3 protein-coding genes are annotated in these 2520 nt (G+C 76.0%); 1 reads left to right on the top strand and 2 read right to left on the bottom strand.

Features of this window, described 5'->3' with window-relative positions; translation table 11 throughout:
• The coding region (locus EAO70_RS08960; protein WP_148002493.1) for a hypothetical protein at window positions 1-539 on the bottom strand (539 nt) is incomplete at its 3' end.
• Window positions 540-741: 202 nt separating this feature from the next.
• Window positions 742-1536, bottom strand: a complete 795-nt coding sequence (locus EAO70_RS08955; RefSeq protein ID WP_148002475.1) for a glutamate racemase — start codon at window positions 1534-1536, stop codon at window positions 742-744.
• A 58-nt stretch (window positions 1537-1594) separates the two neighbouring features.
• Here EAO70_RS08955 and EAO70_RS08950 point away from each other — a divergent pair.
• A partial coding sequence (locus EAO70_RS08950) for a glycosyltransferase (protein ID WP_148002474.1) occupies window positions 1595-2520 on the top strand: 926 nt, incomplete at its 3' end.

Genomic DNA, 2520 nt, shown 5'->3' with positions numbered 1-2520 from the left:
GGCGGGGCCATGCCGCGGAGGCGGTCGCGGATGACGCGCACCGCGGACTCGGCGTCGTCCACGGTGACGGTGAACGTCAGTCCGTCGCCGAGGCGCAGGATCAGGCCCTCGCCCCGCCGGACGACCACGGCCGTGCCCTGCTCGGGGCGCCAGCGGTAGCCCCAGCCGCCCCAGTGGCGGGGGGTGACGCTCGGCTCGAAGTCGGCGCCGACGACGTGGGAGAGGAGGATGCGGCGGCGCGGTACGCCGATGTGACCGCAGCGGACCTCCATGGCGCTGTCGTCCACCTTCACGGCCACGTGGACGAAGGCGAGGGTGCCGAAGAGGACCAGCAGCCCGGCGGCGACGCAGCCGATCACGGCCATCAGGAGGGGTGCGATGCCCGAGGTCCAGGCCGACTCGACGGCGATGGCGATGCCGAGGGCCATGCAGGCGGCACCGGCGACCGCGGCGACCCACTGGAAGCGGTTCGTGGCGCGTCCGGTCCAGACGGCGGGCGTCCGCTCGTCGGCGTTCGAATTCCGGGCAAGGTCCCTCATATCGGGAAGAGTACCCAGGTTCGCCCGGAACAGCGCGACGGAGCGGGGTTCTCCGCACACCCGGAGTGAGCGGACCCCGGCGGGGAGCGGGGGCGTCCGTCCGGCGGGTGACCGGTGTCTCGTTCGCGACCGGGTGAAGGTGCCTCGGGGCTCCGGCGCTCGGGGGCGGCGAGCCCCGTCAGCCGGCCTCGGGCCCCGGCGCTCAGTGGGCGGCGGCCGCCGCGGCGAGGAGCCGGCCCTCGGCGTACCCGAGGGCGGTGGCGGGGAGCCGGCCCGGACGTCCGCTCAGGAGCACCGAGAGACTGCCGGTGGGGTCGGCGTCGGGGGCGGGCAGCGCGCCGGCCCGGCGCAGCGCCTGCGCCGCGACGGCGTCGGCGGAGCCGTGGAAGACGAGCGGGGGCAGTCCGGCGCGGCCGCGGGCCAGGAGGGCGGCGAGGATACGGTCCTCCACCAGCTCGTAGTGGGTGCAGCCGAGGACGACGGTGCGGACGTCCCGGGGGGTGAGCGCGGCGGCGGCGACGACCGCGCGGTCCACGGCGTCGGGGTCGGCGTGCTCCACGGCGTCGGCGAGTCCCGGGCAGGGCACCTCGGTGACGTCCGCGCCGTCGGCGAAGTCGCGGATGAGACCCCGCTGGTAGGCGCTGCCGGTGGTGGCCGGGGTCGCCCAGATGGCGACCTTGCCGCCGCCGGCGGCGGCGGGCTTGATCGCCGGGACGGTGCCGATGACCGGGATGGCCGGTTCCAGGGCCGCGCGGATGGCGGGGAGGGCGTGCACGGTGGCGGTGTTGCAGGCCACGATCAGGGCCTGCGGGCGGTGCTCGGCCGCGGCGAGGGCGACGGCGAGGGCGCGCTCCGTGAGGTCTTCGGGGGTACGCGGTCCCCAGGGCATTCCGTCGGGGTCGTTCGAGAGGAGGAGGTCGGCGTCCGGCCGGAGCCGCCGCACCGCGGCGGCTGCCGCGAGGAGGCCGATCCCGGAGTCCATGAGCGCGATCTTCACCCGGTCACCCTAGCCGATGAGCGTTCCGGGGCCCGCGATCTGGGGCAGACTGCCGCGAATGAGCACCCTCGCCTGGTTCGCGCTCGCCTCCCTGGCCGTCTGGGTCTGGCTGCTGTTCGGCCAGGGCTTCTTCTGGCGCACGGACCAGCGGCTGCCGTCCGCGCCCCGGGGTGCGGGGCGGGCCGGCGGGGAGCCGGACGGATGGCCGCGGGTCGCCGTCGTGGTGCCGGCCCGCGACGAGGCCGCGGTGCTGCCGCTGAGCCTGCCGTCGCTGCTCGCCCAGGACTATCCGGGGCTCGCCGAGGTGATCCTGGTGGACGACGGGAGTACGGACGGCACCGGGCGGCTCGCCGCGGAGCTCGCGGCCCGCTGCGGGGGGTTGCCGCTGACCGTGGTGTCGGCGGGCGAGCCGGAACCCGGCTGGACCGGGAAGCTGTGGGCGCTGCGGAGCGGGATGGCGCTGGCACGCACGCGCGGTCCCGGCTTCCTCCTCCTGACGGACGCGGACATCGCCCACGAGCCGGACAGCCTGCGCCTGCTGGTGTCGGCGGCGGAGACGAACGGGCTGGACCTGGTGTCGCAGATGGCGCGGCTGCGGGTGGCGAGTCCGTGGGAGCGACTGGTGGTGCCGGCCTTCGTGTACTTCTTCGCCCAGCTCTACCCCTTCCGCTGGATCAACCGGCCGCGCCCGCTGGCGACGGCGGCGGCGGGCGGGTGCGTACTGCTGCGGACGGAGACAGCGGTGGCGGCGGAGGTGCCGGAGGCGATCCGGCAGGCGGTGATCGACGACGTGTCGCTGGCGCGGGCCGTGCGACGGGCCGGTGGCCGGATCTGGCTGGGGCTCGCGGAGCGGGTGGACAGCGTGCGCCCCTATCCGGGGCTGGGCGATCTGTGGCGGATGGTGGCCCGGAGCGCGTACGCGCAGCTGCGGCACAGCCCGCTGCTGCTCCTGGGGACGGTGGCCGGGCTCGTCCTCGTCTATCT

Source organism: Streptomyces sp. adm13(2018), assembly GCF_008042145.1.
Taxonomy (GTDB): domain Bacteria; phylum Actinomycetota; class Actinomycetes; order Streptomycetales; family Streptomycetaceae; genus Streptomyces.
Note: the sequence above shows the minus strand (reverse complement) of the source record. Positions and strands in the feature narration are given on the sequence as shown.